A 26538-nucleotide genomic window follows, 5' to 3' on the forward strand; every position below is an offset into this window, starting at 1 on the left:
GATGTGCGGGATCGCCGGAATACTGGCGCTGAACGCCACCGCCGAACCGCCTTCGCGCGAAGCATTGTTGCGCATGGCTGGCGCGGTTGCCCATCGCGGTCCCGACGAACGGGGACTCTACCGCGACAGACGCGCCGGGCTGGCGCATGCCCGCTTGTCGGTCGTCGATCTTCGGCACGGGCAGCAGCCCCTCGCCGACTGCGACGGTCTGGCGTGGATCGTCTTCAATGGCGAGATTTTCAACTATCTTGAACTGCGCGACAGGCTGTTCGCCCTCGGCCATCGGTTCCGCACACGCAGCGACACTGAAGTCATCCTGCACGCCTATCGGGAGTGGGGTCAGGCAGCCTTCGAGCGTATGAACGGTCAATGGGCGCTGGCGATATGGGACCCGGCCGCCGGCCGGCTGGTGTTGTCGCGCGATCGCTACGGCATTTGCCCGCTGCATTTTTGCGAGCATGGCGGCCGCCTGTTCTTTGCGAGCGAAGTCAAAGCCATTTTCGCGGCCGAGGCAGCGATCCCGCGCGCGTTCGATCCGGCTGGCATCGATGGGACCTTCACCATGTGGGCGGCCGTCGCTCCGCAGAACGTGTTCCATGGCATTCGGGAACTCCCGCCCGGACATGTGCGCATCTACGACAAGGGTATGGCGCGAGAATATCCATTTTGGCGACCGCGCTTCCCGGAAGGCCCCGGTCGCGGCCAGGGCCGATTTAGCGGCTCTTTGGACGAGGCGGTCGAGGAGGTGCGGCTGGCTCTCGAAGCCGCAACGGCATTGCGAATTTTGCAGGCCGATGTGCCGGTTGGCTGTTATCTGTCGGGCGGACTGGATAGTTCGCTGGTCGCCACGCTCGGACGGCGCTTCGCCGGCGAGCGTTTCCAGACCTTCTCGCTGCGTTTTGCCGATGCCGAATATGACGAGACCGAATTCCAGCGGCTCGTCGCGGACATGACGGGCAGCGAGCACCACGAAATAGTTGTTTCCCGCAGCGATATAGCGGCGGTCTTTCCCCAGGTGATCCGCCACACCGAGCGGCCGATCCTCAGAACCGCGCCGGCACCACTCTATCTGCTGTCGAGGCTCGTGCGGGAACGCGGCATCAAAGTCGTGCTGACCGGCGAAGGCGCTGACGAGATGTTTGCTGGTTATGACCTGTTCCGCGAGGGCAAAGTACGCCGCTTCTGGGGACGCCAGCCAGCTTCGACAAAACGCGCCCGACTGCTGGAACGGCTCTATCCGTATCTATCACGCTCACCGGTTCGTCAGCAGGCATTGGCCCGGCAATTCTTCGGCCGCAATATGGAGGCCCACGCCGCAGCCGGTTTTGCGCATGACACGCGCTGGCGCACGACCAGCGCCATCAAGCGCCTGTTCTGCCCTGAGATGCGGGCCGCTTCCGAACGCCGCGATGCGGTGAGCGAACTGATCTCGACGCTACCGGTCGAATTTCCGCGCTGGAGTCCGCTCGCCCAGGACCAGTATCTGGAGATCCGGACGCTGATGTCGAGCTATCTGCTCTCTTCGCAGGGCGACAGGATGCTGATGGCTCACTCAATCGAGGGCCGCTTTCCCTTCCTCGACGACAACGTCGTCAGCTTGGCGAATGCGCTTCCGGATGCCTACAAGCTGCGCGGCCTCGACGAGAAGCACGTGCTGAAGCGCGCCGCGGCGCCGATCCTGCCGCCTGAGGTCGTCGCCCGAAAGAAGCAGCCCTACCGGGCACCGAATGCGCTGAGCTTCTTCGCCACCGACGCGCCTGCGTACATTCGTGAAGCATTGTCCGAGAGGGCGTTGCGTGCAGCCGGTGTCTTCGACCCCCAATCGGTGGCCCGCCTGGTCGGGAAGTGCCAGGCCAGAACTGGTGACGGCGATATGTCGAACTCCGACAATATGGCTTTGGTGGGCGTGCTGTCGACGCAGCTTCTCCACCAGCAGTTTGTCGCGACCCGCCCAGCCGGCGTGACGAACCCGGATCTCAAGATCGACGTCGACTACGAGCATCGGGAAAAGATGCCAGCATGATCCACGATGCCGTACCGCTCCTGCATGATTATTTGACCCATTCCGCCGGCCGGCTTGGCGACAAGGTGGCATTGGTCTGCAACAGGCAACGGTTCACCTATGCCGAAATCGATGAGCGCTCGAATGGAATTGCGCGGCGTCTGGAGACCGCCGGCGTGCGGCGCGGCGACCGCGTGATGATCTTCGCCGACAACACGATGGAGACAGTCGTCAGCTTCTGGGCGGTGCTGAAGGCAAATGCCGTCGTGTGCGTCGTCAATCCGCTCACCAAAAGCGGGAAGCTCGACTACCTGCTCAATGATTGCCGGCCGGCGGCACTGATCACCGACCAGCATCTGCGATCGGTGTTCGATGGACCGGTGCACAACTGCGGTTCGCTGCGCAAGGTGATCGTGTCGGGACCGATCGAGGACGACGAGCTCAGCCGGCTGCCGCACGCGATGCGCTGGGAAACGGCCGCCGTGAAAGAGCCCGCTGCGCCGGCACGCAAATCGATCGACATCGATCTTGCCGCCATTATCTATACGTCCGGGTCCACAGGCGAACCCAAAGGCGTGATGTTGACGCATCGCAACATGACGACGGCATGCACCTCGATAGCGTCATATCTGGAGCTTCGCGAGGACGAGGTCATTCTCAACGTCCTGCCCCTCGCCTTCGACTACGGCCTCTACCAGATGCTGATGGCGTTCCGCACCGGCGCTCGGCTGGTTCTCGAACGCTCCTTCGCCTTCCCGGCGCAGATCCTTCAGGTCATCAAGGACGAGAGGATCACAGGTTTTCCCGGGGTGCCCACGATCTTCGCCTCGCTGGCGGAACTCAGGTCGCTGAAGAATCACGACTTCTCGAACATCCGTTATGTCACCAACACCGCCGCCGCCTTGCCGCTCAAGCACATCACCATGCTCCAGGAGCTGTTTGCCGGCGCCCGCATCTATTCGATGTACGGGCTCACCGAGTGCAAGCGCTGCACCTATCTGCCGCCGGAAGAGCTCGCGCGAAAACCTCTGAGCGTCGGTATCGCAATCCCCAACACCGAGATGTGGATCGTCGACGACAACGACCATCGGGTCGAGCCCGGGACGGTCGGACAGCTTGTCATCCGGGGTGCGACGGTGATGAAGGGCTACTGGGGCAAGCCGGAAGCGACCGCCAGGAAGCTCAAGCCCGGCCCCTTGCCGGGCGAGCAGGTGCTTTACACTGGAGACTACTGCCGAATGGACGCCGACGGCTATCTCTATTTCATCGGGCGCGCCGATGAGATCATAAAATCCCGGGGCGAGAAGGTCGCGCCGAAGGAAGTCGAAAACGTGCTGGTGAACATCTCCGGCGTCAAGGAGGCCGCGGTGGTCGGTGTCCCCGACGAGCTTCTTGGCCAGGCGGTGAAGGCGTTCGTCGTGATCGAGCAAGGCCGGATTGTCGGCGAGCGGCAGCTTCAGATGGAATGCCAGAAGCGGCTGGAAAACTTCATGGTCCCGAAGTCTATCGTCATTGTGCCCAGCCTGCCGAGGACGGACACAGGGAAACTCAAGAAGGTGGCTCTGTCATAGCGCCCTGTTGGATGGCGCGACCGTATTTGGTCTTTATCGGAGGGTGGGTTATGGATACGATTTTGGCAACGAACCCCGCGGGCGACATTTACACCAAACAAATTCGCGATTTCCTGGCTTCGAACTTCTACATCGCCGACGTGAAATCGCTCAGCGCCACGGAATCGCTGCTCGATCAGGGCATCGTCGATTCCACCGGCGTGCTCGAGGTCATCGGCTTCATCGAAGAGACCTTTGGCGTCATTGTGGAAGACAGTGAGCTCCTGCCGCAGAACCTCGATTCTATCCAGGGAATAGCGCAGTTCATCGCCCGCAAGAGGAGATGAGCCCGACCTGCGAGGCGTTCAGTGTTGCGACTTGGTATATCCGAGTACGACACGCGCCTCGCCGGCGCGGTTGATGATGCCGCGGATACCCTCATAGCTCCTGCTGCGCTCGAACAGGCTTGCGACCTGGCGATCCTGGCCGAGGCCGACCTCGAACAGGAGGGCGCCGCCGGGCCGCAGATACCGCAGGGCATCCTTCACCACACGCAGGTGGATGGCGATGCCGTAAGGGCCGGCCGCGAAGGCCTCGCGCGGCTCGAGAGTGACCAGGTGGGAGCGGTCGCCCTGAAGCCGTTTCTCCGAGATGTAGGGCGGATTGCAGACGACAACGTCAATCGAGCCTGGAGAGACGGGCGTGGCCAGCGCTTCGAACAGATCGCCCTGGTGAATCGACACCCGATCGGCCAACCCATGGTGGACGACATTCCGGCGCGCCACCGCGACACATCCATCGGTAAGATCGCTTGCCCAGACCCGCGCCGTCGGAACATGATGGGCGATGGCGCAAGCAAGATTGCCGGCGCCACAGCACATATCGACGACGCGCGGCGTCGGCAGCTTCATTTCATGCAAGACATTGACCGCGGTCGAGCCCAACAGCTCGGTTTCCGGCCGCGGGACAAGCGCACCGCAAGCAACGAGCATCTCCATTCCCATGAAGACCGCGTTGCCTCTGCCATAGGCCTCAGCGACGTCGATATCCTCGCTCAAGGCTTGCCTCCGCTCCAAATGCAGGCGACCGCCGATCGGCGCAAAAATACCAGTGCCTATTGCGCCGCCGCGCTTTCCAGCTCGTTGCTGAACCGGACTTCGATCGTATCTCCCGGCGTCACCTCGGCGTCTTCGTCGGCGGCCTGCTTGCGCCATTGCCCATCGACATTGCGAACGATCGTCATCTGAGCTCGAACTGTTTCGCCGGCAATTGACAGAGGCGCAGCGGTCGCACCCGCGGGCTGCAGCTTCTGGCTCGCGGCGCGAAGCCTGGTGCCGATGTCGGCCAGGCGAACCTCGGTGTCCCGCAATTCGTTCAGCAGACCAAGGCGCCTCTGGTTCTCGTTGCGCTCAAGCTGTCTGGCAAAGTCTTCCTGCTGGCGCTGTGTTCTCATCAGCTCGACCGATGTTTCCAGCGCCCGACTGGACGACAGCAGAACGGCGCGCCGGACGTCGGCCAGCCTGTTGTTCGTCAGGTTGCCGGCCTTGAACGCCTTGGTGACCTGCTCCAGGTCCTCTTCGTCGGCCTTCACTCCATCCGCTTCATCCTGCGCGCGCTTCATCAGCGTGTCGATCTGCGTCGCGGCATCCTTGGCGCCCTTTTCGACGAAGCTCTGCTCCTGCTTAAAATTATCAAGGGAGAGCTTGAGCGCTTCCGCTTCAGCCTTTGCTATCCCCGCCGCCAGCGCTGGGGAAAGAGGCGATCCTTGCGGGGGCTGCGTGTCGAAGTTCTCCTGCTTGTCCAGCTCCGCGCGCAGGCGCGCGCTGTGGAAGTAGTCCCTGGTATATTCTCCCCAGATCATCTCGTAATCGCGTCGCAGATCCGTCGGGTCCGGGCCCGCCTGGTTAGTCCGGGCTCGCAACAGGCTGAAACCGCCGGCGACCGCGATCGCCTGTCGCACTGTCATCAACGGGCGGTAGGCCTGTTGTCCGGGAGTGAGCACATCGCCGGTCACATAGATCGGGCGATACTCGGCGATAATCGCCGTCACGTCGGTCGGCCTTACGACCGCTATCTGTTCGCGGCCGTCGGGCATGCGGATGTGAAAGAGCTTGGTCGGCAGGATCGTTTGCATGCGCGTCTGCAATTCCGGCGGTGTCAGGCCGCCGACCGAGACCGCGCCGACATCGGGCAGCACGATCGTGCCGTCCACCTGGACGACGGCGCGTTGCGTCCGGTCGGAAATGGATGCTATTCCGATCTCGACCGCATCGCCGGGCGAAATCCGATAGACGGTCGACGTATCGGCCGCCGCAGCCAAAGGCGCGGTGCCCAAGACCGCAAGCACCGCAATGGAGAACCGGCTAAGGCTGGTCATTGGCAACAATCTCCTTCGGGCTTTTGTGTTCGCTCCAGTCAAGGCGCGAGACGAATTCGTAGACCGGACCGCCCGGCACGCCCCAATTGCTCGACCAGATCACCTGGGAGCCGTCCGGAGAAGGCGAGGCATGCGTCTCGCTCCAATAGTCGGCGGGAGGGTTCCGCGTCTGCACGATACGGCGCACGGCGCCGCTGCCATCGATACGAAGGGCGATCACCTCACGCGCATAGGGAGCCCAGCCAGGATTGGCCGATACCGCGTCAGGATCGCCGCCAAAGCTGAGGAAGACCCAATCGCCCCTGGCAACGGCGCGGGCCGACGCATGCTCCGCCTGGCCATAGGCGGTAAGGGAGGTCGCTTTCCCGTCCGACAGCCTGCGCTTGATGACCTGGAACTTGTCGGGGTTGGATTTGCTTACGCCGACATAGACCTCGCTGCCATCGGCGTCGACGGTCAGATCCCCGTGACCGGGCCGATGGTTGTCGGTCCATCTTTGGCTCACAGTGCCGTCGACCGTGAAGATTGCGCGCTGCTCCGTACCGTCCAACAGGTTCTGAAAGCACAGGATATAGGTCCCGAGCGGGGAGATCGTGCAGGAGCTGGCCGTTCCGGGAACCTGAGAAAGATCGATGTCTGGAAATTTCTGCCGCCGGTTCAGATCAAAGGCAAAGACGACGTCCGCGCCGTCCTTGCGGACCGCGCGGACCGCGATGCGGCTGCCGTCCCGGCTGGGATTGCCTTTCGACGGGCCGAACTGCAGATCGTGATAATCGGGAGATGTAAAAAGGATATCGTCGTGGTTGGTTCGTGGCGCCCAGGTCGAGACCGCCCGGTCCTGAACGCAGATCATCAATTCCGCATTTCGAGGATGCCACTCGCACTCGCCCCCTCTTTTGCGCCAAAACAGCGCCACGTAGGTGTGCCCGTCGAGAAAGCACATTCCGTTGCAGCCATTGTCGAGGAGAAGCAATGTCTGGTCCGCGTTCCAGGCTTGGGCGCTCGAATAGCGATGGCTGCAATATTTGGGGCCGCAGACGACGCCATTTCCAAGAGCGCCGGGCTTGGTGATGCGGACAATGCTCGTGCCGAATGCGGGGTCGGCGGCGGGACGAAGATAGTCAGGCAAATCCATCATCACGGGCGCCACGAAGCCGGTGGAATCGTTGCTTCCATGCCCCCCTGCCGTCCGCAGGCCGACAAGCGCGGCAACGCAAACCAGCAGTAATGCGGCGGGAAGCGCGGGCTGCTTCATGTCATGTAGCCCATCTCATGACGCACCAGCCCCTGGTTGAGACGCGCGCGCCACCACGCGATGGTCCGTTTCAGGCCTTCGCGCAAGTCCGTTTGCGCTCTCCATCCTGCCGCGCGCTCGAGCCGGGATGAATCCGCCAGCAGCGCCCGGACCTCGGAATTTTGCGGGCGCAACCGGCTCTCGTCGCGATGGACCGGCTTGTTGGCGCCGCTCAACTCCACGACCAGATCCAGCACGTCCGAAATGGTCACGGCACGCTGGCTTCCGGCGTTGTAGGCATGGCCGAATTCGAGTTCGGCGGAACCTGCGCTCAGAAACGCCGCGGCAGTGTCTTCCACAAAGGTAAGGTCGCGTATCGGACTGGTATCCCCCACCATGATGGCCGGGCATTTTGGGTCGATCGCCTGCCTGATAAGGGTCGGAACGATTGCGCGCTCGCTTTGCCTCGGCCCGAATGCGTTGAATGGACGAAGCAGGACGACCGGGACGTCGAACGAGCGCGCGTAGGACTCCGCCATCATGTCGGCTCCGATCTTGGAAGCCGAGTACGGCGACTGCCCCTGCAACGGGTGGGATTCACTGATCGGCATGGTCAAGGCGGTGCCGTAAACCTCGCTTGTGGAAGTATGCACCACGCGCTCGGTATCCCACTGGCGAGCCGCTTCCAGGACATTCACGGTGCCCATGATGTTGGTCTCGACATAGGACTGCGCGGCTGCGTAGGAATACGGGATGGCGATCAAGGCCGCGAGATGAAACACCACGGCCTGGCCGCGGACGATCCGGTTCAGGAACGCGCTGTCGCGGACGTCGCCGCGGACAAGCTTAAGCTGCCCGCGGATATCGTCCGGAAGATCGTCCAGCCATCCGTGGCTGTCGAATGAATTGTAGAGAGCCAGGGCCGTCACATCGGCCCCGCCACGCACCAGGGCTTCCGTCAGGTGTGATCCGATGAACCCATCCGCGCCGGTGACCAGAACTCTTTTGCCCTTGTAGGTCATGACAGACGATCCCCTGCAGCATTTAGACCCTGATTTTGCGAATGCCGCGAACGAACAGAGGAGAGCTCACGTATCGCCTGGACGCTCCACGGCCATGCCAAGGACGATGAAGACGCCTCGAACGATCAGTGCCGCGTCCGATACGATGGTCCGGCGCGCATAGTAGGAAAGATCGATCCTGGCTTTGGCCGGAAAGAGGACTTCCTTGTAGAAAGCGGTCGGCTCGACGCCTTGAGGATAAAAAAGTGCCTCGTGGCGAAACATGATCTGAGCAGGGCCGAACAAGCCTGGCTTGTATTGCAGGACAGCTTCGTAGCCATCCCTGAAGCAGTCGGCGAATGGCAAACTCTCCGGACGCGGCCCGACCAGGGCCATTTCCCCTTTCAGGACGTTCCACAACTGCGGCAGTTCATCCATCTTGCTGAAAGCGAGAAACCTGCCCACCGTCGTCATGCGCTCATCGTTAGCAAGTGTCAGCGCAAAGCCTCCAGCATCACAGCGCGGATAGAATTTTCGGAACTTGTACATGCGGAAAAGCTGACCGCCGGCGCCGATGCGCGGCTGAACAAAGAGCACCGGTCGCCCGCCCTCCAGCAGCAGCGCCATTGCAATAAGCGTCATCATCGGCGATAGGACAATCAGGCCGAGGAACGCGGCAATGATGTCCATGGCGCGTCGGCCAAGTCCATGACTTACGCGGCGCATTGCAAGCCGGCCAATGGGCATGCCGAACGCGTTCATGCTGCTGTCCCTGCCCGGGCGCAGCTGTTGAGGGCGGATGCCAGGGCGTCCACGACTGCCTCAGCCACGGGAGATGTGATCTGCGGATGCAGCGGAATGGTCAGTTCACGGTCGGCGAAGTCCTCCGTGCGCGGCAGGTGAACTCCGGGAAAGAGTTCCCGATAGAGCGTCATTTGATGCAAAGGTGGATAGTGAATTGTTGTCTGTATGCCCTGCGCCCGCAGTTCATCAATGACCTCCTGCCTGTTGACGTAACGAGGTAAGAGGATCGGCATGATGTGATAGGCAGAGGTGCGCGGTTCGGCAAACGGCATCGACACGGCCGGACAGCGAATGGCGATAAGACGCCGATACAATGTGACAAGGACGCGTCTGACTTCGTTCCATTCTTGCAGATTGCGCAGTTGAACCAAGCCGATGGCAGCCCTCATTTCATCCATGCGATAGTTGAAGCCCAGCATGGTCACATCATATTGCGGCGTGCGGCTGTTCAGTCTCTGACGTGTGCTGGTGGTCATGCCATGGCCACGCGCTTGGCGGATCTTCTCCCGTAAATCGGGATCGCGCGTAATAACCACGCCGCCTTCGGCGGTGGTCATATTCTTATTGCCGTAGAAGCTGAACGCCGCTCCCGCGCCAAAGGTCCCAACCTCTTTCAGGCCGGGAGCATGCGCGGCGTCCTCGATTATATAGAGCCCTCGCACGCTGGCGAATGCCTGCCACTCCTGTTTGTTTGCGAGATAGCCTGCAAAATGGACGAGGATCACAGCCCTAGTGCGGGAGGTGCAGCTTGCCTCCGCATCTTCGACCGACATCAGAGGCACATCATCGGACTCTATGTCGACGAAGACCGGCTTGGCGCCGACATACAAGACTGCGTTTACCGTCGCCACGAAGGTCAATGAAGGCACCAGAACCTCGTCGCCAGGCCCGATCCCAAGTCCATAGAGAATGAGGTGGAGAGCTGCGGTGCAGGAGCTGACGGCGACACAGTCATCAGCGCCATGCTCCGCAGCGAACGCTTCTTCGAATGCCCTGACGCGCTCGCCCATCGTCAGCCAACCGCTGTCGATCACCTTCGACAAAGCGGCTTTCTCCGGCACACCCAGCATGGGGGCACTAACCAAGAGCATCCCAACCTCCCGGCGAACTCACGCGGACCTCGATAGCCTCAGGCTGCAGCCGCGGCGACCTCGATCGAAGCCGACTGCTCCTCCCAGGAAACCGTTTGCGCCTTCTGGAAGTCTTCGACGCGGCCGATGTCCAGCCAAAGTCCCTCGTGCTTGTAAACGTGCACGACCTGTCCATCCTGGAGCATTTGCAGCATGAGATCGTCGAAGCCGAAGGGGATGCCCGATGGAATGAACTGCAGAACGGCTGGATTCATGCAGTAAATCCCCATGCTCACCAGATGCGTGAGCGCAGGCTTTTCGCGAAACACCTGGACGGTGTCATTGACCTCGTCGATAACGCCAAAGTCCATTTTGGTGACGCGCGCTGCCGTAGCGATGGTGACCAGATCCTTGTGAGCCCGGTGCGCCGCCACGAAACGGCTGAGGCTCAGGTCGGTAAGCACATCGCCGTTGAGCACCAGAAACGGTTCATCCAGTTCGTCCCTGATCAGAGAGAGCGGGCCGATGGTCCCGAGCGGCTCCATTTCCTGGGTATAGCGTATCTTGAGGTTCCATTGCGAGCCGTCGCCACACACGCTGCGGATCAGATGACCGAGGTAGCCGGTCGTCACGTAAACGTTCTCGATGCCGTTGCGCCGCAACCATTTGAGCAGCAATTCAAGCACCGGCCGGGCACCGATAGGCATCAGAGGCTTCGGCAGAACCGATGTGAACGGGCGCAGACGCATGCCCATTCCACCGCATTGGATAACCGCTTTCATTTGATACTCCCTGCGCACACACGGCCGACACAGGCCAACAATCAAGCTCAGCATCCGGAAGCTCACGTGCGGCTATACGGGGTCCCGCCACCCGATCTGCCGGACGCGCTCCGAATTGACCGAGAAATACGCTGGGCCTGTAGGTCTGTCGTCGTGCGTTCGAATGGCACGCCCAACTGAGCGATATCGGGACAGCAGGCGGCGTTGGAGCCTGCGCCGGGATGCGGACGCCGCATGGCTAGGGACCAAGGTCCGACTTTGCATTATGGTAAACGCAGAGTAGCGTTTCCGGCCGGAAGAGGCACATTTCTGTTGGGTTCCGGTTTGGCGGACAGGTCCCGCATCGTCACAGAATTAGTTCGTAGGCAAAAACGTTCTGGACGTGAGCCATAGTCCCCGGGCCGAAAGTGTCTGCGTTGGGGTAAAATGTACAAAATTGTCATCGCCGATGATCACGGTCTCTACAGGCGTGGCTTACGGTTGGCGTTGACTGCCGGCATTGAAGGCGTCGAGATATTTGAGGCCACGTGCTTCGATGCCGTGATTGGGCTTCTTGCCGAACACGAGTGCGTCAGCTTGGCGATGCTCGACCTGAACATGCCAGGGCTCTTCTCTCAGGAGGTGATTGGCGATGTTTTGGCTGCCTACCCGAACACGCGCTTTGCGATCGTTTCGGGAAACGATTCACGTTCCGAAATCCTGACCGCTCTCAATGTCGGGCTGCACGGTTATATCGTGAAATCGCAAAGTGACGAAGAGGTCGTCCTGGCGGTCAGGGAAATTCTGTCAGGCCGCATCTACGTGCCGGCGCTCCTGTCCCGGCATTTGAGCCACGAACAGCCGCTTGATATCCGTCATGGGAGCAGCGCCGGCGCCGGCGCACTCGAAAGACTAACATCCCGGCAAAAGGATGTACTAAGGCTGATGGCGGAAGGATATTCCAACAAGGAGATAGCGCGAGACCTCGACATCGCCGAGGCTACGACGAAGATCCACGCGGCGGCGATCATGCGAGAATTGGGCGTTCGAAACCGAACGGAAGCGGCGGTTCTGATAAAGACCTGGCTGGGAACGGTGTGAGCTACGCTTGAACTTCCTTGGACGACAGCCGAAGTGAATATCGAAACCCGTCCTCCCTGACTTCGAATTGCGAGGAATGACCGACAAGGGGCGTTCCGTCGACCCCAAGAACCATCGATCCGAAACCTTGGCGCTTGATCGGAGCCGTGCGGCGGCCCGTTTCGATCCACTCAAAAACGATCTCGTCGCCTGTTCCGCCTGCGGCGAAAGCCCAATGTGCCTCAACCTTGCCCTGAGCATCGCCGAGCACGCCGTGCTTGATCGAATTGGTTGCGAGTTCGTGGATGATCATTGCAAAACTCTCCGCCGCTCCGCCTGAAATCTTGATGTCAGGACCCGTGATTATCGTCTTGCCATCTTTCGAAAAGGGCTGGAGTTCCTGAACGACCAAGTCCCGAATGGTGGATGACCCATCCGCACCGCGCGTGAGCAGCATGTGCGTCGCCTCAAGCGCGCGAATTCGCTCGACGAGGGTATCTTTGAATTTGACGATGTTGCCCTCTGTCGCATCCTGCATCTTCACAATCGCGGTGATGACAGGGAACAGATTGCTAAACCTATGGCGGAGTTCAAGCATCAGGGTTTCTTGCTTCCTTACCGCCGCGCGCAGCAGCGTGGTTTGACGGCGCTCGGTCAAATCCGCGGCTATGCCAATGCGCTGGTCTCGGCCATCATGGTTTTCCTCACGTCCCCGCAAGGCGATCCAACGGACTTGGCCGTCGGGTCGCTTGAGACGAATCTCCACGTCGTAATTGGGCCCCCGCCGGCTGGTTCCTGGAGGCGATGCGAGCTTATCCCAATCCGCTGGATGGACGATTGAAGACAGATCGGAAAGGGGGCGCAATGCCATCTGGGGCAATCCAAGAATTTCCCAAAACTGCCGTGAGCCCGAAATGGCATCCTGGCCATAGTCTATTCGCCAGGTGCCCAACCGGCCGGCAGACAATGCGAGATCGAGCCATTCGTTTTGAGCTACGAGCGCTTCGCGGGCGGCTCTTCGCTCGGTTATGTCATCTACGACCACAAACAGGCTGTCCGACGGCACCGTGTCCGACGCAGAAAGAGAAAGCGTCAACCAAGCCCAAACTGTGCCGCCGTCGCTTCTGATCAGGCGCGTTTCCGAGCTGAACCACGGCGCGTCGGGTACCAAGGCGACGAGCGAATTCTTGAGTAGCGCTCGATCATCTTGATGGACAACTTCATCTATGGGCCGCCCGACAAGCTCGTCTTCGGGGTAACCAAGCAACACGCTGAGGCGTTTGTTCAGCCACAGCAATTCTCCTCTGTCGTTCACAGTCGCAAAGCCCAGCTCGGCTCGTTCGAAAGCCCCGCGGTAACGCGACGCTGCAGCTTCGACCGGGGCGAGCTTGACGTCCAGTGCGGCCTGTAAGCTTCGCCTGGACTGATCGAAAAGGAAGGCGATCATCCCCCCGGCAAGCGCAAGCAGGATTGCGCGCACCCACTGATCGGCGGGGGACTGGCCATCCATAATTGTCCTGGCACCCAAGCCGGCAGCCGCCATCAAAACCGTTGATCCGACCGCCACCAGACGGTTTTCAAGGAAAGCGATGACAACAATAGCGGGAACAAATTCGAGGAAGGCCGGGTCTACGCCGCCCGTGAGGAAAATAGCTACCTCAAAGAGCAGCGTAGCGACCAGGACAGCCATCGAGGCCAAGTGCGTTGGCGACAGGATTGGACCTCCTCAACAACTCGTCCAACCTAACTACAACCTTTGGTCTAGGTCATTGAGGTTAGGCCGTCGAGTGGGCAGCTAGTACGTCTGCTTGCTTTCAGACCGCCAAAATCCGAGGTCTTATGAAGCCAGCACCCAATCGTCCGGCTGTCTGTCGTCAAGCTCTGATAGCCGAGATATAGAGAGCAAGGGATGGATGGTCCATGAATCTGGTCAGCGGGCGGAATGACGCGAGGTTGATCGCGAGGTCTGGCACGATCGCGGCTGGCAGCCGAACAACCATGGCCTTCGCTCGGAGCGCCTCTCGTAAAACCATCAAGCCGGTCACAACTGGCGCATATGTGCGGCCGTGCCTTAATTCGATAACCGGCATGCTCGAGCGCATTGGATGCGGGTGGCTGGTGCTGAGTGAGGCAAAGAGGGTGCTCGAATGGAATGAGGCCGCTGAAACCATCCTCAAGGCCTGTGAGGATTCTCTGGATCCGCCCAGTGACCTATCGGCGGCACTGAGGAGTCTGATAGCTGGCGTGCCTGCTCATTTTGCTGCCGGATCGCTGTGCTGGATCGTGATCCGCAGCGCCGGCGACCGACCCGTTGTCATGACTGAAGAAGGCGTTGTCGCCCCCAATGGGTCGATCATTGTGGCACTCCTCGATCGCCAGCCGAGAACAGGGCCCAATCCAGAGACCCTACGGAAGATGTTCGGATTGACCGGCGCCGAGACGCATTTGGCGTTGCGCTTGGCGAGTGGCGATGCCCCCTTGGAAATTGCCGAGCGCAGCCGGCTCAGCCGGACCACGATCCGCACCCAGCTCGCCTCGCTGTTTGCCAAGACGGAGACGAGGCGCCAAGCGGAACTAGTCGCTCTTCTGGGGCGCATCTCGGTGCTGCCGTAGTGCAGGAAACCTTCCGATCATCTGGCGCGGCCGCGTCTTGCGAAAACGCACCACCGCTCTACGTTGCGTCGAGCGTTTCGCGGAAACGACGAACCGCTCCAACTCCTTGTCTAAAGAAATTCTAGGAAAAGTGTGAGCGGCTTTCCGTTCGGAATTGCTTAAAAAACAAGAAGATAGGACGTTTCGCCGTTTCCGTGAAACGGTGAAACGTCCTAGACGCATTTACGCACACTCCTGTAACGGGCCCAGCATCTCTGAAGGGTCGCATCAGCGTTTAAGGTTCTGCACCGGGCCGAGTTTTGGGCGGATTTTGAACAAATATTCCAGGACGTACTGGTTCGCGATCTTCATGACGGACGGTCGAAGGATCTGCACGGCGTCTCGCATCGTCGTTCGCAAAGATTGATGTCGGAACCTGGCCGGGATGCGAGCGACCCGCAACGCACGCAAGAGCGACTCGGGTTTTGGAAGGCCCTTTCTGTCCTTGATCAGATGCCAATTGAGCTGTTTGACGGCAAGAGTGACCTCGTCCACGTCCTCGTAGCTCTTCGACGTCGTTATGCTCGGGTGGTGCGTCGCATCATAAAAGATCAGACCTTCGTTGATCGCCACCATCTCGCCGTAACGGGCCAGATCGACAAAGAACAATTGATCGACGCCGGCAGGGATGGATTTGTGTGCGCGCATCTGACATCCGGCGTGAATTACGGCCGCGTTGATCAGGAGCGTCGAAGGTATGATGCCGAGGCTCCGTGTCATGCGCACGAGATAGAGATCAGTCAGGCACTCCTGGCTCGAATAGAGCGAAACCCGGTTCTCCTCCGGCGGATCCGTTCGCGTTACAACCCGGTTCTCCTCGACAACATGAGCCGCACAGGTCATGAACGCTGCCGACGGATATTTTGTCGAGACCTCGGCGAACTTTTTCAGAGCTCCAGGGGCCAGCCAATCGTCGTCATGCAACAACTTGATCCACTTGCCAGTGCAGGCAAGCATGGCGTTGTTGGTGTTCTCCACCTGCCCCCTGCCTCTTTGGTTTTCAACAATTCGGATGCGCGGATCGCTTCGTGCATACTCCTCCAAGATGGGCCAACTCGGCCCTTTTGGTCCTTCGTCGTCGCTGACGACAAGTTCCCAGTCGGAAAAATCCTGCCCCACGACGCTGTCGATGGTGCGTCGAATGGTGTCCGGCCGGCGATATGTCGGGACGGCGACGGTAATGAACGGACGTGCGGGTGTCGCGTCGGAAGCGTGAGCGAAATCGGGCACAGGACTAAGCGCCGACAGTTTCGTCTCACTTTTGCTGGCGGTCACCGGTTCTGCGGAAGGCACGGTTCCTTCGCGACGCGCGCCGCTACTCAACAGGAGCCTCATCGTGCTGTTTCCTCGCGATTGGATGCGGGCTCGGCAGGGTTGCCCTTGCCGGTTCGGTGCTCCGCTTCAGAAGGTACAATGACACCGCGGTTTTGATGGCAAACCCAACCATCCCGCCAATGGCCATGAGATAGATGACGTCGATAGGTTCCCACCCCACCTTGGCGCCGGCGAGCAGCGGAGCAAAGACAAGTACCATCCGCGCCGCGTCGACGACGAGCCGCACCTCCTGCCGTCGCAACAGGGCGGGAACTTCGCTAAGCGGAGTCGACAAGGCCTGCATGGCGCCCATGAACGCCAAGGCAGTCATGATTTGAGCCGTCGGGATCCAAGCCTCGCCCAGGAGCGGGACGACAAGATACGGAGCAGTCAGCCCAAGCGCCAGTATCGGCAACGCAGCGAGGCCCGTGACCAGGATCAGGAGACCACGCGCGACGCCGAGCATATGCCCGCGATCGTTGCACTTGTTTGCTTCGGCGACGAATACGTTGCTTAGCGGGGTGGCTATCAGCACGATGGGCCCGGTCACCAGTCGTGTCGCAACGCCGAGGTAGCCGGCGAAAGCTGCGCCGAACAACGAACCCACGAGAATTGCCGGAAGATTGTTGATGGCATAGCTGCCGAGGGTCGCGGGGATATCGAACAATGGGAACTTGTATTCCCTGGCTGCCTTGTCGAGGGCGTTTCTCCATGGCGCTCGATAGATGCCACGCACGTCGTCCCAACTCAGAATGCGAAAGCCCAGGAACGCGAGAAAAATGAACTGACTGAGGACATGCGCATGCACCATCGCTTCGCCCCCGAGATGGGCAAGGCCAAAAACCAATTGCAGCAGCGCCATGGTGGCAGGCAGGATCAACCGGCCGAAAGCGAAATCGCGCAGCAGACCCGCGCGCAAGGCCCAGCAATTCATCGTCTCGACGAGGGCGGCGCCGCTCATCCCAATCGGAACGAGCCAGAACAGATGTCTAAGGTGCGCAGGCGCCAGGCTCAAAAGCAATTGTCCGACCGCAAAGGTCAGGACACCAGTCGTCAATACGGCCAGCACGATCAGCTTTACGGTGACGTAGGTCTGTTCGGTTTCCTTGACCCCGTAGAGTGAGGGCTCGAAGCGCAGCGCCGCGACCGCGCCGAGTATGTTCACCGTTGAGAGATAGATCGTGAAGACCCCGAAGTCGGCGGGGGAATAGAGGCGGGCCAATATCGGAATGGTGGCGACCAGGGTGAGTTGCCCTGCAATCGCCATTGCCGAAACACCGCTCGCCGCGCGGACGATCTTGCCAATCGGGCTTGCTGCTATTCGCCCCTCCCTGGATCTCAGAAAGTCGCTGTGGGACATTGGTTCGCGATTCCGAGAAACGGCTGACGACTGGGGTGAGAGCATACGGAGGCAGGCGCTCCGCGCCATCATTCAGGTGAATGATGGCGAGCGTCCCAATGCCTGTTCGAGTCCGCAATGAGGGGGATGAATTGTCGGTGGCGAATGTGACGAGGCGCTGTTAGCGACCGGCAACTATCTGCTGCTGGTCGAGTTTGATCCGCAGATGGGATGACTGCAAGGCGCTCGACTATGGTCCGTAGAGTTCCAGTGTTTCGGATGACTGCGCAACCCGCTGGCGCTCACCATCCATTTTGCCCCAGCACGTACTTGGCGATAATCGCCTGCTCGACGACCTGCATGCTTTTGATTGTCGAGCGTTGACTTGAAGTTCTCGCATAGATGACGTCCCGCCCTGACATGGCAAGCATATCGCTTATCGTCTTGAACACGCTCAGGGAACGCATATTGACTTCGAAATCGGCCTCGAAGAGTCGCTCCCCCGGGGGCTCGCTTTCCATGCGCCGGCGAAGACGAGCCGCCACCGTCGCTCGCGGCACCACAACTCTGATCGTGAGATCCGCAACCGGTATATTGCTTAGCACCGTTTCGAGATTGGCTTTGTCCGCGTTCCCGTTGAGCGACGCCAGAGATCCAACTGCTTGAACATAACCCTCGTCGAAGACGAGAATATCTTGAGCCAGCCTGGCTCGATCCCACGCGTGCGACAGCTTTAGTATCTGTTGCAAAATCCGTGCACGCCAGATTGGTTTTTTCGGGGGTATCGCTCTGAGCATCAGAAGGGATTTCGATAGATTTGACGCGCCGTTTCGCGGGAAAAAAATGACATGGGCCGTGGAGATGGTCGCCGAGACGATTCTTGCGACGAACAGGAAGACGCCCAGATCGAGTGGCCCGGACCTGATCGCCGGTCGGTAACTGCGGACAACCTCGGCTCGGTATCCGTCCTCGCGCAATCTGCTGGCAAGAACGTGGGCGAAAAACGTCTTGCCCGAACCGGGCGGACCGAAGAGCTCGACGATCACGACTCAGCACTCGACATGGCGCCTCGCGGCCGGACTCACGATATCCGCGCAAGCAACAGGTTCCCGCTGTCACGGAACCGATATTTGGCATGCCGTTTGAGATTGACCCGGGTAAGGACGCTCCCGATGGCAGTTGAGCTTGCGCGATCCCTTTGAAGCAGCTCCAAAACGCCGCGAGCGATATCGCGCGACGTCTTGTCCCAGCGAATGGCGAGAAGGATCGCGTCCGCCCAACTTGTCAGGAGGCTCGCTTCCGGGCCGACAAGGCCGGACGGCCCGTTGATGATGACGAGGCTGTATTCAGCCTGCAGCTCATCCCTGCATTCGAGGCTGTCCGCGCGCGCAAGAAGCTCAAGCAAATCTTCGGCAGGCGCAACGGTCATCAGGTCGACGCCCGCGCCGGGCACGCTCACAACTGCATCCTCCAGACTACAGCGATCGCGGACAAAATCGCCGAACGACCGGTGAGCCTTCGGTCCGCCGCCCTGACGAACGAATTCTTGCGTGAGCGGATGATGCGTGCGCTCGAGGTCGATCAGAAGAACCGGGCGGCCCAACCGTGTAGCGGCCAGCGCCAGGCTCCAAGCAAGCTCATTCGCACAGTCATGGCGCAAGCTGGAGGTGACAAGGATGGTGTGTGGGAAACGTGCCCTGGCTTGATTTGGCGCCGCCGTAACCAAAAGCGACGTCACGGCACGACTGTAGGCTGATTTGGGTTGATCCAGGATCAATTCCCGCAACTGCTTCAGGACGATCTTGCCAGGTTCAGGAATAAGACCAACGCAGGGCACCCTGAGAGCGGCTTCGGTCTCCGCCTCGCCACGCAGGGTGCGATTGAACCTGCTGCGGAACAGAACGAAGGCCGCGCCAAGTATAGCGAACGCAATCATCCCCGGCGGCACCAGGAAAATCGGCGGGAGGGTTTGCGGCTTGGCCGGAGGCCACGCCGGAGAAAGGATCGAGACGCCCGCCGAAGGAGCGGCGATGCGCCGCGTCAGATCCTGCTGCCGGCTCAGGAGCTCGTTGTATCTTTGGGTTAGCAGGTTGACCTGGGGTTCCAACGCGCGCAAGCCGGAAAGCCGGCTGGCGGTGTCGGCTACGACAACGTCGAGAACATTTTTTCGATCTTCCAGGGCATCGACCTGCGCCCGGTAGGTGCTCGCCTGGGTCTCGACACTCGCCAGGCCCTGCTGGATCTCGTTGTCGATCCTCGCACTCAAATCCTTATCCGCCGGCGCCTTGGCCTGGCGAGCCGCAAGGTCGGCCAGGTCAGGCACGCCCATAGCTTCGGCCAACGAGGCGACTGGCGCACCCTGTTTGCGAAGATCCCGGATACGCTGGAGGCGCGATTCCATTGCCGCGAGATCGGCCTTGGACATCGATATCTGCTGGCTGAGATCAGCCCGTTCCCTGGCTGCGTTGTCGGCCGCACCTTGATCGACGGCTCCATGGCTCAACCGGTATTGCTCCAGGCGATCGGTCGCCGTGACGAGATCGCTTTGAACAGCCGGGAGGCTGGCAGCCACTGCCTTGAGTTCCAGCCCATCCTCGGCCTGCCGCTTTTTCGCGAGGTCGTCGATATAGACTTGCGAGAATGTATTGGCCACCATGGCAGCCCGCGCCGGATTTTCGTCAGCGAAAGCGACAGAGATCACCCTCGAGCGCAATTCCTGCCCAATCCTTATCCTATTCCTCAGCAACTTCAGGTCGGGGTCGATCGCCGCTTGCGCACTCTGCGGCCAAAGTCGCTCGATGAGCTCGGCAGCACGTGACCTTGTTGTCGCCGCCGGACCTGAGTTTCGACCGGGCGTTTGGGTTTTTGGTGTGCCCTGCCCCGGCGCCACGGTCTCCATATCATGCAGCGCCGTCGCGACGCGACGCAGATGGCCTTGCGACGACAGCATGGTGATATGATCGTCGATACTGGAATCAATCAGGTCCTGTGCGGAGGATCCACCGGGAGCAAGCGAGCTGCGCGACGGCGGATCGATTATCAGCTGGCTGGTGGCCTCGAACATCACGGGCCGAGCCAGGCCTATAAGCGCCGCGAGGATCCCGCCCACAAGCGCAAAGGCAAGGATCAGCCATTTTCTTCGTGCCATGACAGCCGTCAGTTCATGCGTGGGCGTAGGTGATTGATATTCGCGCGGCGGCCGCATGCGATCCCTGTGTTCGACCACTGCTGGGGCAGGCTGAGCGGCGGCTCGCGGAAGCTTCATCCGGCTGACGGCGGAACCTGCCATTTTCACACTCCTGCCGTGTCGAGTTCGCGTGGTGGGATGACGAGAGGGGCTCGCCTTGCCTCGTTGCGCCAGGCCTGAAACATCAACGCGGACCACAATTCGCGTGAGCGATCCTGTCCTCGCATGTGATCGCGCCAGCAGGCGCCTACGTTGGCGCTGTCCAGCACGTCGCCATCATGCCGGATCTCTGCGAGAAGATCGGTCGCCCAATTGCGCAGCGGACCCCGCAGCCATGCACCAACCGGAACATCGAACCCTTGCTTCGGCCGGTCGATCAGCCGGTCTGGAAGGTGACGACGCAGCAGATTGCGAAGGATCCACTTGCCTTTGCCGTTGCGCACTTTTGCATGCGACGGCAGGCGCCAGGCGAACTCGACAACCCTGTGGTCAAGCAACGGGCACCTGCCCTCAAGCCCGTTGGCCATGGTCGCGCGGTCCAACTTCACAAGTATGTCGCCTGGCAAATAACCGACCATGTCGTCGTAGAGAACGCGCGACAGCAATCCGTCGAGTTTCGGCGCGCCGGCTACCGATGCGGACCGATTATGGCGCGCCAGGTTTGCGGTCGGTGTCGCTATCAGCCGCTGATACAGCTGGTCTTCATGCCTTGCGCTGAGCAAGCCGGCGAAACGATTGAGCCGGTCGCGGCGCAGCATGTGGCGGACATTTGCGGCAAGGGGCAGTCTGCCCAGTATATCCTCGCGTGCTGCACGGGCCAGCAAGTCCAGGCCCGCGGCTGCCGCGCGCCGCACCAGCAAGGGAACGCTTTGTTGCCGCCTCAGCCGATCCGCCATGAAGTGGCGCCCATAGCCGGCGAAGCACTCATCACCGCCGTCGCCCGACAGGGCAACCGTCACATGCTGGCGCGCGAGCCGTGCCACCAGCAGCGTCGGTATCTGCGATTCGTCTGCGAATGGCTCGTCCCATATCCGGGGCAGTTCCGGAATGACCTGGCGTGCCGCCTCAGGCGAAAGGTGAAGCTCCGTATGCTCGGTGCCGAGATGTTTTGCCACATCGGCCGCATAACCGCTCTCGTCAAATCCCCCCTCCGCGAATGCGATGGTGAAAGTGCGCACCTGACTTCCGGATTGAGCCTGCATCAGAGCCACGACCGTGGAACTGTCGATCCCGCCGGACAGAAAGCTGCCCAGAGGCACATCGGCGATCATCCGCTCGCGAATTGCGAGCCGAAGCAGCGCGTCGAGCTCATCGGTTAAATCGTCGTCGCTGCCGTCTACGGGGTCCTTGCGGCCCCCAATGGCAACTTCGGCCGGCGACCACCAGTGTTCGACGCGCTGGAAAATCGATGCCGCACTGCCCGCTTGAGCGAGATCCGTGGATGTGACCGAGACCAGGGAACCAGGGGGCAGCTTGAAGGCATTCTGCCAGATGCATTTTCGATCCGGCACCCATCCCTGCGAAAGCATGGCGCCGGCGGCATCAAGATCGAGCTCTGGAGAGAAGAGCGGAAAGCACCTGATTGCCTTGAGCTCCGACGCAAAGACCAGGGCACGCCCGGCCAGGGCGACGTAGAGCGGCTTTTTGCCCATCCGGTCCCGGGCGAGGTGAAGGGTCCTGGTCTTTAGATCCCACAACGCGAAGGCAAACATCCCCGCACAGCGCCTCAGCGCGGACTCAAGGCCCCACATCTCGATGGCGCACAACAGGACTTCGGTATCGCCGGTGCCACGGAATTGCTGACCGGCGCCCTCGAGTTCACGCCGCATGTCGCGGAAATTATAAATCTCGCCGTTGAAGGTGATCACATATCGGCCGCTGGCGGAGCGCATTGGCTGGTGCCCAGCACTTGACAGGTCGACGATGGCAAGCCGCCGGTGGCCCAAGGCAATGCCGGCGCCACGATCCATCCACAGCCCCTCACCGTCCGGCCCGCGATGCTGAAGCGACCTTGTCATCGGCCCGATCGCCTCAAGCGACCTTGGGTCCATTTGCCCCGGAGAGATCAGAATTCCAGCAATCCCACACATCACGCTGCCCTTGCATGCTGGGGGCGCAGCCGGGTGTCGGGACGCATCCCCGCAACCAGACAGAACGTCAGCGCGAACCACACGATCGGATGGCGGATGGTCAGATGTGGCATGCTGAAGACGACCACCGAAGCAAGAAGCACCGACAGCGCGTCGAACCGGCTTCGCCAGGCGGACATGGCGGCTGATGCGACAATCCACACCAAAGCCAAGACCGCCGCCAGACCGCCCTGAAGGTAGAGATCGAGGATTGTGTTGTGGGCTTCGAATGGTCGCTCCAAAAACTGCCTGTCCGCGACCGGCGGACGTTCCAGATGCGGGCCGGGACCAAGGCCGAGCGACCAGGACCCCAATCCCTTTTCGATCGCCTCGCCCCACAGAAAGACCCGTAGATCAAATGTCTCTGTGGTCGCTTCGCCGCCTCCATCCTTGGTGAGGCTCTTGGCGAACTGCGCCACGCTGCTCTCCTCGGCGATCGCATATGGTGCAGCCGCGACGACCAACGGAACGGCACCGACAATCAGCAAAAGCGCAATCTGCCTGGAAAGACTGGCTCTGTTTGCGCCGGATGCGAACCATGCGCGGAGCCGCAGTCCAAGAAAGACGAGGCCGCTCAGAGCGGTCGTGTAGAGATAGGTGTCGCTCTTGGTCAGCCGTCCGACATAAAAGATCGGGATAAGGCTGGAGAGCGCGAGGAACCTGGCCCAACGGCTGTTGGTGGTCACAGCGAGATGCAGCGCCAATGGGCCGAAGACCGCGCAATAGAGGGCGAGCTGGTTTGGGTTCTCCGACCAGCCACGCAGGCGATCCCAGTACCACGGATCTATTCGGGACTGGTGGATCCAACCCCAGGCGAGTCCGAGTTGGACCATGAAGACGCCGACGGCGATTACGATCATCCACCAGGCGCTTCGCCGCAGACGGAACTCGGCGTCGGGTTCCAATGCCGCAAGGCAGGTGACGCTCGCCAACAGCGCATAGGCGATCGCATCATGCGCCAGCCCGGTGAGGTAAAGCACCGTGGTGGAATACCCAACGATCGTGCCGATCGCCAAAGTCAGCGACAGGAGTGTCCAGAACTTCGCCAATTGTAGAAAGGCCGGTGTCGCTTCGATGGCGCCGCCCGCCAATATCCGGCCGACCGACAGCATGATCCAGAGCACCAGGAAAAGCTCGCCGTAACCGAATGGCAAACCTGGCACCGATATCTGAGATGCGAACGACAAGGCGACGCCCGCGGCGAGCAATGCATCCCTCGTCATCGGCGCGCCTCGCCCAATCGGCGCTTGGCGACGCGGTCCGTCGCCGGTGATTGCGCAAGGCCGCCCCTGGCCTTGGCCGCCAGAACGCTCCTGTAGAGGTCGCAATATTGGTCGACCACCCCTGCGAGGGCGAAACGCTCCCTGACAAGCGCGGCGGTGCGGCCACCCATGACCTTGGCGCGCTCGCGATCCGAGAGCAGGTCGACGATGCAATCTGCCAATGCCTCCGGATCGCGCGGCGCGACCAGATAGCCGTTCCACCCATCCTGGACGACATCGGTGCAGCCTGGCATCCTCGAGGCTACAATGGGCAGGCCTGCAAGCCCGGCCTCCAGCAGTACGCGCGGAATTCCCTCGCGGTATTCGGTTGGAAAGGCGAATACATCAGCCATGCCCAGAAGCGCGGGAACGTCCTGGCGTTTTCCCAGCACGGCTACATCTGCGCCAAGTCGTCGAATTTCCGACTCTTCGACGGCGAATGGCCCTTCGGATTGCCGGGGCCCAATCAACACGAAGCGCGCATTCGGCCTTTTGGCGAGAACTTTTGGCACGGCCTTGAGGAGGGTCGGAATCCCCTTCTGACGGGTCAATCGGCCGACGAACATCACGACTTCGGCCGATTGAAGCCCGAATTCCTGACGCATCGTCGCGGCCGACGGCCCAAGGTGCCTCGCAGCCGCGAATGCGCCGATGTCGATGCCGGATCCGGCGATGATACGCTTTTCGCTATATCCGAGCAGCCGATATTTTTCGAAAAACGTCTGATCTTCGCGATTTTGGAACACTGTCGCTGCAGTCCAGGACGATGCCAGCCACTGCAGGCCGCAGAAAACCGGCCGAAGCATCAACGCGCGCGGCGCATGCGATGAGAACGTCCAGCCCAATCCGTTGATCGTCCGAACGACCGGCACCTGCCCTCGCGCCGCGAGTGGGGTCAACAGATTAGGCTTGGTGTCGAAGCTCTGCGCGATGTCGGGCCGCAGCTCCGCCATCAATCCGCGAAGCATCCTGATCACGCCTGCTTTCCCGCCGCCGCTGCTGAAGCGGTCAAATCCATAGCGCCTGTGCGCGATCCCATGTCTTAGGAACGAGGCGCCGTCGCAGGTTGAAACCGCCGTGATCTGAAAGCCCCTGTCGCGCACCTCCATGAAAAATGGAATTCTGAGCGCGTGATCCTCGCCGCCGACACAGACCAGGTGCGGCTTCATTTCGCCACTCCCAAAAAAGCTGCGGTCCCCAGCTGCCCGAAATGGCTGGAACTTGGATGGTCTCTCATGGCCCGCCGTCTCTGCGGAATGCGTTCAGTAGGCCATCAAAGCTACGGGCGGCCCCTAGAGTTGTCCTCGTCTGTTCGAATGAGGGGACCAGCCGGTTCGGCGCGGTGATCAGGGCAATGGGTGTCGGCAACCGATGCGGGGTAGACGATAATCGCGCAGGCGGTTTGCCGCTGGGCTGGACGAGAGATCTTACCCGCTATTGAGCGTGGAAAGCGGAGCTACAGCATTGCTCCTCGGAGGAAGCTGATTCCAAATGCGACGCCGACGGGACGCCGAGGTTCTATGATGGCCCAGCGCGCGATGCAGGCTGCGGTCGCTCGATGACAGTGTATTCATAGGCCCGGTGCCGTCGGTCTTCCTCAAAGACCCGTATCCACCGGACTTCAGAGTTCCGCAGCGTAACGTCCCGATTCGTTGCGAGCTTTGCAGCCCGGAATGGCGTTGGCGCAGCGATCCGATGTGAGATGATCACCTTTCCCGCGAAAATCTCTTCGACCTCGTAGTTGGGCATGCCATCCTCCCGCACCCCTTGTCCCGCCACCACAACCATCAACCTCGATCGCGGCAAAATGTTCCCGTGAGCGGAGGGCTCCGGCCCCGCAGACGCAGCGATCATGGAATTTCAAAGGTGGACTTGATGTCCAGGGGATGCGGCAGTTACCGATCGCAGGGATCATACGGGAAGGCTGAACGCCGACAGCCGAGAGCCGAGAGCCTAGCTCCATTCAGCTCGGATTACTTCGGCCTTGCCAACTTGCTTATACCGTGAAGGACCTAAATCCGGTCTCCACGGCCGGCAGGAGCATTGGTCGCTCCTACCGGCAAGGCGCCTTGTCAGGTTACGAGGAAGGAGCTTTCGCCCAAGTGGAGATGCGGTGCCAGGCTCGCAAATTGAGTCTGCGCGTGGCCGCCAATTCCATCGCCGTCGAAGGAGAGTGCTCCTGTCGTGCTGTTGTAGATGATGCGATCACTCGCATCATGCGCACTATGACCGGCATGGAAACTGCCTGCCGCAAGCGCTCCCTCCTGAAGCCCAGCGAACACGGCGTGGTCCAGATAGATCTTGTCTCGCGAAACGTTGAAATCGGCGATCCTGTCGATATTGTTCGGGCCAAGGGCCGTGTTGAACACGAAGGCATCGTGGCCGCCGTAACCCTTCAACAGGTCCGACCCGCCGCCGCCGTTCAGCTTGTTGTCGCCGTTGTTGCCGAGGATGGTCTGGCCGAACTCGTTGCCCGTCAGATCGATGGCGGCTTTGCCGCCCGTCCTGGCGGTGGAGATCTGCTCAATATGCGAGCCGGTGGACAGGGCGTAGCTGACCGAGGCCATCACTTTGTCGAAGCCCCCACCGTTAGCTTCCATGACTTTGTCATGCGCATTGTTGATATGATAAGTGTCGTTGCCCTTGCCGCCATGGATGACGTGATCGCTGTGAGAAGGGTCCGTGGTCGTCGTCGGCGGCGTCGCGTCTGAGGTTGTCGGCGCGGGCTGGGAGGTCGGAGGCGGTGTCGGCTCCGCGCTCGTCGGCGGCGTCGACG

Annotated in this window: 21 protein-coding genes; 5 read left to right on the forward strand and 16 right to left on the reverse strand. The window is 60.8% G+C overall.

From position 1 onward, the window contains the following. Position 1 precedes the first annotated feature (1 nt). From asnB (FJ471_RS09270) to FJ471_RS09280, 3 genes are read left to right on the forward strand one after another with little or no spacing between them, the layout of a single operon-like run. Positions 2-2023 (forward strand): asparagine synthase (glutamine-hydrolyzing), encoded by a 2022-nt coding sequence (gene asnB, locus FJ471_RS09270; RefSeq protein WP_140802874.1) that lies wholly within the window; start codon positions 2-4, stop codon positions 2021-2023. Then, positions 2020-3573, forward strand: a complete 1554-nt coding sequence (locus tag FJ471_RS09275) for an AMP-binding protein (protein WP_181179276.1) — start codon at positions 2020-2022, stop codon at positions 3571-3573. The genes asnB (FJ471_RS09270) and FJ471_RS09275 overlap by 4 nt, the downstream gene beginning before the upstream one ends. A gap of 50 nt (positions 3574-3623) precedes the next feature. Continuing rightward, entirely contained in the window at positions 3624-3899 is a 276-nt protein-coding gene (locus FJ471_RS09280; protein WP_140802875.1) for an acyl carrier protein, read from the forward strand. Positions 3900-3917: 18 nt separating this feature from the next. On the opposite strand, the gene FJ471_RS09285 is transcribed toward FJ471_RS09280, so the two are convergent. The 7 genes from FJ471_RS09285 to FJ471_RS09315 form a co-directional block, all read right to left on the reverse strand. Continuing rightward, positions 3918-4610 (reverse strand): class I SAM-dependent methyltransferase, encoded by a 693-nt coding sequence (locus tag FJ471_RS09285; protein ID WP_140802876.1) that lies wholly within the window; start codon positions 4608-4610, stop codon positions 3918-3920. Positions 4611-4666: 56 nt separating this feature from the next. Beyond that, entirely contained in the window at positions 4667-5929 is a 1263-nt protein-coding gene (locus FJ471_RS09290; protein ID WP_140802877.1) for a polysaccharide biosynthesis/export family protein, read from the reverse strand. Then, positions 5916-7184, reverse strand: coding sequence for a hypothetical protein (locus FJ471_RS09295; RefSeq protein WP_140802878.1), 1269 nt, complete (start codon positions 7182-7184; stop codon positions 5916-5918). The genes FJ471_RS09290 and FJ471_RS09295 overlap by 14 nt, the downstream gene beginning before the upstream one ends. Further along, complete coding sequence (locus tag FJ471_RS09300) at positions 7181-8185, reverse strand: SDR family NAD(P)-dependent oxidoreductase (RefSeq protein WP_140802879.1); 1005 nt, start codon at positions 8183-8185, stop codon at positions 7181-7183. The genes FJ471_RS09295 and FJ471_RS09300 overlap by 4 nt, the downstream gene beginning before the upstream one ends. Positions 8186-8251: 66 nt before the next feature. Continuing rightward, entirely contained in the window at positions 8252-8926 is a 675-nt protein-coding gene (locus tag FJ471_RS09305) for a sugar transferase (protein ID WP_140802880.1), read from the reverse strand. After that, positions 8923-10059 carry a DegT/DnrJ/EryC1/StrS aminotransferase family protein gene (locus FJ471_RS09310; protein ID WP_140802881.1) on the reverse strand — a complete coding sequence of 379 codons (1137 nt, stop codon included), beginning with the start codon at positions 10057-10059 and terminating at the stop codon, positions 8923-8925. The genes FJ471_RS09305 and FJ471_RS09310 overlap by 4 nt, the downstream gene beginning before the upstream one ends. A gap of 38 nt (positions 10060-10097) precedes the next feature. Beyond that, positions 10098-10820, reverse strand: a complete 723-nt coding sequence (locus FJ471_RS09315) for an NDP-sugar synthase (RefSeq protein ID WP_041003405.1) — start codon at positions 10818-10820, stop codon at positions 10098-10100. A gap of 426 nt (positions 10821-11246) precedes the next feature. On the opposite strand from FJ471_RS09315, the gene FJ471_RS09320 reads away from it, so the two are divergent. Next, on the forward strand, positions 11247-11900 hold the full coding sequence (locus tag FJ471_RS09320) for a response regulator transcription factor (protein WP_140802882.1): 654 nt from the start codon (positions 11247-11249) through the stop codon (positions 11898-11900). 1 nt (position 11901) lies between these two features. Here the strand turns inward: FJ471_RS09320 and FJ471_RS09325 are convergent, their stop codons facing one another. Then, a complete protein-coding gene (locus FJ471_RS09325) occupies positions 11902-13569 on the reverse strand; it encodes a PAS domain S-box protein (protein ID WP_140802883.1) in 1668 nt (555 codons plus the stop codon). Between the two features lie 230 nt (positions 13570-13799). On the opposite strand from FJ471_RS09325, the gene FJ471_RS09330 reads away from it, so the two are divergent. After that, positions 13800-14492, forward strand: a complete 693-nt coding sequence (locus FJ471_RS09330) for a helix-turn-helix transcriptional regulator (RefSeq protein WP_246684663.1) — start codon at positions 13800-13802, stop codon at positions 14490-14492. A 267-nt stretch (positions 14493-14759) separates the two neighbouring features. On the opposite strand, the gene FJ471_RS09335 is transcribed toward FJ471_RS09330, so the two are convergent. The 8 genes from FJ471_RS09335 to FJ471_RS35540 all read right to left on the reverse strand — a co-directional run. Next, a complete protein-coding gene (locus FJ471_RS09335; protein WP_140802884.1) occupies positions 14760-15866 on the reverse strand; it encodes a glycosyltransferase family 2 protein in 1107 nt (368 codons plus the stop codon). Next, positions 15847-17205 (reverse strand): lipopolysaccharide biosynthesis protein, encoded by a 1359-nt coding sequence (locus tag FJ471_RS09340; RefSeq protein WP_140802885.1) that lies wholly within the window; start codon positions 17203-17205, stop codon positions 15847-15849. Before FJ471_RS09340 ends, FJ471_RS09335 begins: the two co-directional genes overlap by 20 nt. 281 nt (positions 17206-17486) lie before the next feature. Further along, entirely contained in the window at positions 17487-18230 is a 744-nt protein-coding gene (locus FJ471_RS09345; protein WP_140802886.1) for an AAA family ATPase, read from the reverse strand. Between the two features lie 35 nt (positions 18231-18265). After that, the gene (locus FJ471_RS09350; protein ID WP_140802887.1) at positions 18266-20473 is read right to left on the reverse strand and encodes an exopolysaccharide transport family protein; all 2208 of its coding nucleotides are present in this window, start codon (positions 20471-20473) and stop codon (positions 18266-18268) included. Positions 20474-20475: 2 nt separating this feature from the next. After that, on the reverse strand, positions 20476-22461 hold the full coding sequence (asnB, locus tag FJ471_RS09355) for an asparagine synthase (glutamine-hydrolyzing) (RefSeq protein ID WP_140802888.1): 1986 nt from the start codon (positions 22459-22461) through the stop codon (positions 20476-20478). Beyond that, complete coding sequence (locus FJ471_RS09360; protein WP_246684664.1) at positions 22461-23708, reverse strand: polymerase; 1248 nt, start codon at positions 23706-23708, stop codon at positions 22461-22463. The genes asnB (FJ471_RS09355) and FJ471_RS09360 overlap by 1 nt, the downstream gene beginning before the upstream one ends. Before the next feature lie 11 nt (positions 23709-23719). Continuing rightward, a complete protein-coding gene (locus tag FJ471_RS09365; protein WP_140802890.1) occupies positions 23720-24931 on the reverse strand; it encodes a glycosyltransferase in 1212 nt (403 codons plus the stop codon). Between the two features lie 903 nt (positions 24932-25834). Next, positions 25835-26538 (reverse strand): calcium-binding protein (locus FJ471_RS35540; protein WP_181179278.1); only part of this gene is annotated, 704 nt, incomplete at its 5' end.

The organism is Mesorhizobium sp. B2-7-1, assembly GCF_006440735.1.
Lineage (GTDB): Bacteria > Pseudomonadota > Alphaproteobacteria > Rhizobiales > Rhizobiaceae > Mesorhizobium.

Bases quoted from the DNA above. Each gene is read 5' to 3' on its own strand.
- asnB (WP_140802874.1), top strand. From the start codon at position 2: ATGTGCGGGATCGCCGGAATACTGGCGCTGAACGCCACCGCCGAACCG.
- FJ471_RS09275 (WP_181179276.1), top strand. From the start codon at position 2,020: ATGATCCACGATGCCGTACCGCTCCTGCATGATTATTTGACCCATTCC.
- FJ471_RS09280 (WP_140802875.1), top strand. From the start codon at position 3,624: ATGGATACGATTTTGGCAACGAACCCCGCGGGCGACATTTACACCAAA.
- FJ471_RS09290 (WP_140802877.1), bottom strand. From the start codon at position 5,929: ATGACCAGCCTTAGCCGGTTCTCCATTGCGGTGCTTGCGGTCTTGGGC.
- FJ471_RS09295 (WP_140802878.1), bottom strand. From the start codon at position 7,184: ATGAAGCAGCCCGCGCTTCCCGCCGCATTACTGCTGGTTTGCGTTGCC.
- FJ471_RS09300 (WP_140802879.1), bottom strand. From the start codon at position 8,185: ATGACCTACAAGGGCAAAAGAGTTCTGGTCACCGGCGCGGATGGGTTC.
- FJ471_RS09305 (WP_140802880.1), bottom strand. From the start codon at position 8,926: ATGAACGCGTTCGGCATGCCCATTGGCCGGCTTGCAATGCGCCGCGTA.
- FJ471_RS09310 (WP_140802881.1), bottom strand. From the start codon at position 10,059: ATGCTCTTGGTTAGTGCCCCCATGCTGGGTGTGCCGGAGAAAGCCGCT.
- FJ471_RS09315 (WP_041003405.1), bottom strand. From the start codon at position 10,820: ATGAAAGCGGTTATCCAATGCGGTGGAATGGGCATGCGTCTGCGCCCG.
- FJ471_RS09320 (WP_140802882.1), top strand. From the start codon at position 11,247: ATGTACAAAATTGTCATCGCCGATGATCACGGTCTCTACAGGCGTGGC.
- FJ471_RS09325 (WP_140802883.1), bottom strand. From the start codon at position 13,569: ATGGCTGTCCTGGTCGCTACGCTGCTCTTTGAGGTAGCTATTTTCCTC.
- FJ471_RS09330 (WP_246684663.1), top strand. From the start codon at position 13,800: ATGAATCTGGTCAGCGGGCGGAATGACGCGAGGTTGATCGCGAGGTCT.
- FJ471_RS09335 (WP_140802884.1), bottom strand. From the start codon at position 15,866: ATGAGGCTCCTGTTGAGTAGCGGCGCGCGTCGCGAAGGAACCGTGCCT.
- FJ471_RS09340 (WP_140802885.1), bottom strand. From the start codon at position 17,205: ATGTCCCACAGCGACTTTCTGAGATCCAGGGAGGGGCGAATAGCAGCA.
- FJ471_RS09350 (WP_140802887.1), bottom strand. From the start codon at position 20,473: ATGGCAGGTTCCGCCGTCAGCCGGATGAAGCTTCCGCGAGCCGCCGCT.
- asnB (WP_140802888.1), bottom strand. From the start codon at position 22,461: ATGTGTGGGATTGCTGGAATTCTGATCTCTCCGGGGCAAATGGACCCA.
- FJ471_RS09365 (WP_140802890.1), bottom strand. From the start codon at position 24,931: ATGAAGCCGCACCTGGTCTGTGTCGGCGGCGAGGATCACGCGCTCAGA.